At 45.2% G+C, this 8,098-nt stretch carries 4 protein-coding genes and 1 pseudogene; 4 read left to right on the top strand and 1 reads right to left on the bottom strand.

Annotated features, from left to right (window positions below; genetic code table 11):
- Positions 1-171 (bottom strand): annotated as a pseudogene (locus H6F72_RS30475) (IS701 family transposase); the annotation flags it as partial.
- A gap of 139 nt (positions 172-310) precedes the next feature.
- Between H6F72_RS30475 and H6F72_RS25080 the strand changes: the two are divergent.
- The 4 genes from H6F72_RS25080 to H6F72_RS25065 all read left to right on the top strand — a co-directional run bounded on the left by H6F72_RS25080 (position 311) and on the right by H6F72_RS25065 (position 7,655).
- Positions 311-463, top strand: coding sequence for a hypothetical protein (locus H6F72_RS25080; protein WP_190442054.1), 153 nt, complete (start codon positions 311-313; stop codon positions 461-463).
- Between the two features lie 574 nt (positions 464-1,037).
- Positions 1,038-4,214 (top strand): hypothetical protein, encoded by a 3,177-nt coding sequence (locus tag H6F72_RS25075; protein WP_190442053.1) that lies wholly within the window; start codon positions 1,038-1,040, stop codon positions 4,212-4,214.
- A 1,032-nt stretch (positions 4,215-5,246) separates the two neighbouring features.
- Positions 5,247-7,364, top strand: a complete 2,118-nt coding sequence (locus H6F72_RS25070; protein ID WP_190442051.1) for a hypothetical protein — start codon at positions 5,247-5,249, stop codon at positions 7,362-7,364.
- Positions 7,365-7,490: 126 nt separating this feature from the next.
- Positions 7,491-7,655, top strand: a complete 165-nt coding sequence (locus H6F72_RS25065; protein WP_206755462.1) for a hypothetical protein — start codon at positions 7,491-7,493, stop codon at positions 7,653-7,655.
- The last annotated feature ends 443 nt before the right edge of the window (positions 7,656-8,098 follow it).

The following is an 8,098-nucleotide window of genomic DNA, read 5'->3' as shown; positions in this document are numbered from 1 at the left end:
TAGTGGTTGAACGTTGTCCCACAACAGACGAGGGGTCAACTTCTCACCACGCAAATAACGGTTGATGCGGTCATGACTAATGCCATCAAGATGGTCAGCCAAGTTTGTCACTGGGTAGTTGATCGGGCTACTGATCAGGTATTGGCAGTAGTCGAGTTTAGTGAAGCTCATTGCTCCAGTCTAATATTGCTCCTGCGTAAGTCCTGAATGTAACGCAATCGTTACACAAATCAATTTAGTCGTACATCCTTTGCAATCTGAGAGGGCAGATTGGTAGGCTTTGACGTATTACCAAAGACCTAATAAGGCTATGCCAGCAAAGCTAATTGTGTTTCAAACTCGCCTAACTGACCAGGATATTCAAGCACTAAGAGACCGAGCCAAGGTAGAAAACTCTAAACCAACAGTGCTTGCTCGACAAGCAATTCGTGACTATTTGAGTCAAAAGCCTGCAATGCTGTGAATTTACATGCTCTTACAGAGTATGTTTTCTATCAAATTTATAGCGATCTTCCAAGATCAAAGCAAGATCAAATATACTTCCTACAGCGAAACGGTGATTCTTGCTAAATTGCGATACCAAGCGTCCCATATATAACTAAGAGAGGTGCATTACATGTGCTAACTACTAAAAGCCTCATAAAAACTCGAAACCCCCACTGTTCTAGGCAAACAGCAGGGGAACCAAGCTCGAATTAACCGAAATATTTGGAATTTGAAGAAGCTCTAACTGGATTAGCTTGGCGGCTCTGAAAGTTAGAACTCTAGCGAAACCACACCAAAAGGTGCGGAGGTTTTGCTTTGCTTGCATAACAAGCTAGCCATGTAAGCCCATTTTAGAGGTGATCTGTCAAAAGGTGCAAGAACCTTGGCAAATTTACCCATGCTGCTGCATGGCTTTTATCCCATGAACTCACTCCACATGAGGGATTTTAGCTATGTCAAAAAATTTCACCCCGACTAGAAAAGGAAATCCATGTCAATTATGCGATGACACTAAAGGCAAGTGCCGAGAGACCAGTGGTGTCTTGCTCTGCATGACCTTCGCGGATACCAGCAGCCATATTCCAGGTTATAAATTCGTCGGACGAACTAAAGATGATCTCTGGGGCAAATGGGTTAAAGATGATGGTCATGCATGGACTAACCAAGAACATCAGCAATGGCGACAGGAACGAAAACGGCTCTGGGAACAGTTTGCCCAGAACGAACAGCAGAAATACGCGATCGCCTTATCTGCGGAGGAGCGCGATCCCTTATACCGGAAGTTGCTCAACCAACTCAGCTTGCATCACCTAGATCGGGAGGATCTGCTAAAGCGAGGGCTAACCGACGAACAAATCAAAGCTTGCGGAGTTAAATCAGTTGAACAATGGCAAAAATTAGACTCACCCCTGTCTCATACCTTGCCAGGTGTCAACCTAACTGGAGATAGGTTAAATACTCCAGCTGCTGGGTATCTTTGGCCCATCCGCAACGTAGAAGGGCAAATTGTTGGCTCACAAGAACGGTTCAGAGACGCAAGAAATGGCTGGCGACATTGCTGGGTAACCAGCGCCACTAAGAGTCGTCCCCATGGACCCAGCCCACATCTGCCAAACGGAGAATTGCCACTAGCAGTCCATCGCCCACTCGAAATTAAACGCAATGCGATCGCATTGGTCGAAGGGGTAGGAGCAAAACCCTTCATCCTGTCCCAGCGGTTAGGCATTATTACAATTGGGGCAGCTGGAGGGCAATTTGCCAGCAGTCGAAAAACCTTGCGACACACCCTCTCAGTTCTTTCGGCTGAATTAAACACTCGGGTAATTGAGTTCCATCCCGATGCCGGCGCTGTTTTTAACCGTCAGGTTCTCCGTCAATACCGAGCAACCTGGAAGTTGTTATACCAGTGGGGATATGAGGTTCGAGTAGCTTGGTGGGGACAAAAGGCTAAAGATGCTCCAGATATTGACGAGTTAGTTGATTACAGCCAAATCCAATGGATTACCACAGCTCAATTTGAAGCGATCGCCCATCCTCACTTTGCTTGGTTAACCCAGATCAAACGTAAACTTCAGCGGCCACAAAACTCACTTCGGTCTGCAAGCGCATTGCGGCAGGCATTAGGTGACAGTGAAGTAGTTAGCTACCAACCAGGCGAGCGATTAACAACCTGGGCACAAGGAATTAATCAGGGCCATCGCTATATTCTCGACACCTCACCACCGGGATCAGGCAAATCGTTTGATGCAGGTAACATTGACCCCTGCCAGATAGCTGACCACTTGCACCAGGTTATCTACATCTCTGATCAGCACCGCAACCCTAGCGTTGAAACATTAAGTATTACCAATGGCTGGGTTGACTTAGAGGCTCGTCATGCTGGATTGATTACCGAAAAAACGCCCAATGGTAGCGATCGTCTGAGACGGGCCAAACTAGGACAGGTCCCTAGCCATCCCGCCAACTGCGCTCGAACTGGTTTAATTGGCACCTTACGAACCAAACAAATACAAGGAGCAGATACGGCAGCAGTTGTCTGTGGGACTTGCCATTTGCGAGAAGCTTGCATTCATGCTGAAGGACCGGGCTATGGGTTTCTCAACCAACGACACTCTGCCCTTTCATCTCCACAGCTGCGATCGCATCCTGATAGTCTGCCTGCTCCCTTAGAGTACGACTACGCTAGTACTATTTCAATTTGGGATGAACCCGGACAAAGCTTTCAGGTCAAGCGGGATATTGTCATTACTCGGGCCGATCTAGAGCAAACTATTGTAGCTCTAGTTACCTATCCTGACCTGCTTCAACAGGTTCAACCCCTGATAGCAGAGCTGCTACCTTACCTAGATGGGCAGATAAAGTTGCCGAAGTTCGGACAAAACCATAGCCAAGTTTTGGCTCTGCTACCCGATGTTGACCAGGTTAGTATCTCTGCCCTAGAAAAAGCTTTACAACCCAACCTATCCTTCCTGGATACTACAACTCAGTATGGGGTTGCATCAGCAGATTTGCCACCCTCATTACGCAAAAAGTTCACCTTCAAAGATGAGGAACTGGCAAGTCAGGCAGAGCAAACATTGATCAAGCAGTGGTTGCCCGACTTACTGCGCGTCTTGACTGGTAAAACCCAAGGAGCCTTGCGTCTCCATCAGAGATTGCTCACTTTATCTCTCCTCGATACCCGACATCGGGCGATCGCCCAAGCATCTAGCGCAATCATCTTTCTCGATGCCACCCTCAGCCGAGAAGACCTAGCTTTGAAGCTAGGTTGCGATCCCCGGGAGATTTACCTGTGCTACCAAGTCACTCCTCTCATAGACAACCTGCGCTTACTTCAGGTTACCGATACGGGACGGATGGGTATGCAGCGGGGTAAAGATCAACAACGACGGACAGCCGCAATTCTCAACTATTATCAAACAAAAGATTCTAAAATACAGGTAATCGACTTTAAACGATTTGCCAATCAAAACATGGGAGCTTGGTGGCGTGATAGTCGAGGCGTGAATGACTTTGAAGAAATTACGACGCTGATTTTAGTCGGAACTCCCTGCCGCAACCTGGGAGACTTGCTGGCTGAATACGGCATTCTTAGCGGATGCCATCATTTAGAAGACCCTGGCTTTAAAGCATTTGTTGATCGGGCAATTCGAGCAGATATGTACCAAGCGATCGGGCGGTTGCGAGCGCACCGACGATCCAATGAAATGTTGCAGGTAATTATCTTAAGTGACTTCGATTTGCAGTTAACCAATGTAGAACTGACTAAAGCCTCTGCGATCACCTTGGAGGCTGCTAACAAATTCGAGACTTTCACTCTTGCGATTGAGCAAGCAGTCCAACAACTTCAGGCCGACGGAAAAAAGGTGACTCAAAGCGCAATAGCAGCTTTAACGGATTACTCACAGCAATACATCAGCCGCTACTGGAAATTACTACAAACGCTATTAGAAGTCTTCAATAGCAAAGGTAGTAAAAAATTCGAAGCACAACCTAATGAGATTGCAGTGATTATGGAAGAAGCTATTCAAGCTTGCCAGGATACGCCGCAACTTCTTACCACTATTGGAGAGGTGTTTCTAGGCTGGGTTACTCCTCGACAATGGCAGCGACTCTGGCACCAGTTGAGTCAGCAGGCTCAATTAAAAATCTTGACGGCACTGTTACTGACCTTGCCATCTAACGAACTAACTGAGCTATATAGAGGATACGGCTACGCTCGTCACTGAGGTAATTGAAGGGTCACTGCAACGAGAAGCAACCACAGAACTAGCTTAAAACTTGAAACAATGTAAATTCATTGATTAGCAGAGGCAAATTTTAGACCTAGCGAATTTTTATAGTCTAAGCAAACTAACTTGATCCCTTACCTTTATAGGATAAGGGGCTAATTTCCCTTTTTGTAGTGACCTTTCAATTACCCTTGTTAGGTAGGAATAGCTTGGGGGTATATTAGAGCTAGGAGCCAATAGGCTGGCCTTTCAGTAGAGCTTCATAGCTCTACCTCCGAAAATTTATTGAGCTTACCCGCCGAGGGGGCTGTGCATTGTCAAACTGCATAGTCCCCTCGGCTTTTTTGTACATTTTTGTGAACACCTGATCAAGAAGTAATATGCCTGGTTCCCGCCCTTTCAAATCAACCAAGCTCAGATCTAAAAAAAGGTCTCGGCTTCCTCATCAACGAAAGTCTGCTTGCAAAGGTATTAAGTCTCGTCGTGGACAGCCAGAACTTTATGACGAACTCAAGCGAACTGTCTCGATTAGCATCACACCTACTGGAGTTCAGGGACTCGATGAAATTAGCCAAGTACTAGGTATCTCTCGTAGTGAACTAATTGAAAGAATTGGTCGAAAAACAATTCAAATCATTGTCCCATAGGTATTTAGCTAAGCATTAAGACCTTATCTTCTTGAAATAGGCTAAAAGGATATGAAAGACAGAAACTTCGGACCAGAAATAAGTTCGACTTGCAGTGGCTTCAGGATTTATTTAAGTCCTCTAATTTTGAAAAAAGCCCAAAATTATTTATTAGAGTTTCAAGTAAACAAGAGCTTCACAAGCCCTGAAAACAATAGATTGAAGGATTTTCCTCTAGCAAGGTTTGAGTATTCCTAGTCACGCCTTTGCGTTACTAATATGGGGTTAAATTATAAATTTTGCTTCTAATAGCAATGTAAGTTAACCCCCCTCTCTGAAACTACTTGGCTTCTAAACAAAAGCTAATTCTGCACATCCTACAACTTTTTCCGAGTAATCAATCATGAGCAAGAAATTAAGTGTATTCAAGGTCATTGAACTTTACAAGGAATCTTTGCAAGCAGTTCATTCGCCAGAACAATGGAAGTATCTATTTAACCACCTTAATACAGGTTTTCTCAGGTTTGTTGCAACTGGTATGGGATTTAAGCGTCAAGGTTCCCAAGGAAAAATGACGAAGCATGATACACAACGAGCCTGGGATTTCTTCCGTAATTTATCAAGCGATCGCTTGATGGAAATTGAAGACGCTTTGTATCGAGGATACGATTTACTTAATCCTCCACAAGCCAGCCGAAACACTTATGGTGCAGCAGTCAAAGGTTGCTTGAAGTGGACTCAAGCAGAAGGTTTCTATCCTGGTTCAGGTAGTGATGACTGGGAGCAGAAATGTGCTCCTCGAATGCACCAAGGTCGAGGTGGTATTGCTGAGATGAGGTTGACGGAGAGACGAGGACGCTATCCTCAATATGGCTTGCGACCAGAGGAGCTAACAGCCACCCAGCAACAAAATGAAGCAGCCTTCCGAACTTTTTATTCAGGATATTGCCGTCCGAGAAATTTAGTTAAGACTTTGGAAGCAAGCTCCATTGATATTTATCTCGAACAAAGCCGATTATTCCTCGGATTTTTTAAGAATGTGTATCAGCCTGGCATTCCTGAGGAGCAATTAAATTTTGATTTACTACTTCCTAAAGTAAGCGAGGAAGACTTAGAAGATTTGTCTCGCAGAGAAACTCGAAAACTTTGGCAGGAAGGTATTGATCAAACTGATGATTGGGTCATGGCCTATCAACAATACATTAACGAGTTCTGCGGTTCCTTTAGCCCTCATACCTGGGCAGGCAAAGAATCTGCCTTGCTTGCGATCGCCAAGTTTCAGTACCGCACGTTGGTGAGCCGTAGGCAGGATTTTTACCAAATCCCTATGATTACCCACCTTCAGGATCAATGCTCAGCGACAGAGGTGTTACGTGAGCAGTGGCGGAGAACAAAAAAGTCAGTTGTTAAGCAAGAAGATAAGTGGCCAGATCCAGTCCTAGGTGAAACTGCTTTAGAGACATTGTATAAGGAGGTCACAGAACCTCTCAGGCTTGAGGCACGACCCCATAATAGTAGGAAGCAAATTCGAGCTCGAACTAGTATTGCAAAGTCTACCTTTATCTTTCTGTTTTGGTACCTGTTGACGACCTTTCCACCTAGGCGGCAGGAAGACTATCGAGAGACTAGAATTGCTTTGAGTTGTCCCATAAAAAAGCCTGAGGAAGTTCCGGTTCACGGATTGTATTTACCACCCATTGAGTTTAAGCACCGTAAGAAGAACCGCAATGGCCAATTGGCAGACAATTGCTTGTCCCGCGTTTATAAACATGCAGGCAAGAATTATCCAGAGGGTGTTTATGTTATTGACTTTAACGATTACAAGACGGATGGGTTCTACGGCAGACAAACTTTTATAATTCCCAATCGCTTGTTTTCCGACAACCTCACCTTTTATGACTACATGGATCGCTGGCTTTTTGGGGAGTGGATGCAAACAAAAAGTGTCAAAGCTGAAGTTTATCGAGGTTGGCAAAGGGAGTTTCTAGGCAAGAGAATGTTATTGATAACTGCTGGTCGTATGGATTTCGACCCAAAAGATCATCATCAACCCCTAGAAGACGAGGTCGGGGAGCAGTATATCTGGGGCTACTGGTGGGTGAAGCCAAGAGCAGGAAATAAATTTTGTGACTCCAATTTGGCTAGAAGCTTTAGTACTCTTGCTCATCGCTTAATGAAAACACCAAAACGTCCCACTCCACATACCCTGAGATACATATGGGCTACTTGGGCCTTTCAAAAAGGTTTAAGTGACCGTCAACTAGAATCGCTAGCTTATATGATGGGTCACTCGCTAGAAACGTTAAAGCGAATGTACGATCGCAGCACACATGAAGACAAAATACGTCCGATTCAGGCTGCGATCGATGAGGTGCTCCTGCGAGATTTAGAAGATGTGCATTCTATGGCTCAGGCAGCATTCAGCTTGAGCGAGATGACAATGATGGCAAAAGGGCTAAGTCAGGAAGAGCGACAGCAACTGATTCAGCAGCTACTCAATGACGAGCCATCGGATATCTAATATGATTGGCCTTCTAAGACTCGTTAAGGCCTCCTTAGAGGGCAAGTCAATGCGGATAAACAATACGCGATCACTACTTTGCTTGATCTGCACAAGAAACATTGCCGAGAATGCCTCAAAATGGCAATGTTTATCGGCAAACCTAAGCTTGCATTTCTCACGGCAGCCGGGGTAATTTGGCAATTGGCTCAACGACAACCAAAAGTGCCTCCGGGTATTTGGATTTTGATCACGTTAGCCACCAGTACTGAAATTGGTAGTTCCCTATTTCATACCTTGGCGACACAGTGAGCCAATTTATCAGGGGTGATGCCTTATTCTGCCTTCCAGCTTTGGTTTTTATGGCTGTACAGCTGTTAGGGCGTCAGGATGAAATCTGACTATACCGGAGCATCAATCGCTGGATTTTTCTTTGCCAGCAACTTCAGTGAACAGTTACTTATCTCTTCAATGGTTCTCTGTCGTATGTTCCGGCCTTTCTAGTGTTGCGGGGATTGGGACTGTACTACTATCAACAACTGAAGCAGGAGCCATTGTTTCTACTCGCGGCATCAGGGGTATTTCTACTAGCCCTTTCATTTCGTACACTGGATCAAGCAGTTTGTCCCTACTTCTCAACCGGCACCCATTTTCTTTGGCATCTTTGTAATGGGCTGTTGCTGTACTTGTCAGCCAGAGCTTTAATCCTAAACTGGTCTATGAGAGTGAAAGCAGACTAATCAGCCAATTCAGCG

This window comes from Trichocoleus sp. FACHB-46, assembly GCF_014695385.1.
Classification (GTDB): domain Bacteria; phylum Cyanobacteriota; class Cyanobacteriia; order FACHB-46; family FACHB-46; genus Trichocoleus.
The sequence above is the reverse complement of the archived record's forward strand: the minus strand, read 5'-3'. Positions and strand labels throughout refer to the sequence as shown.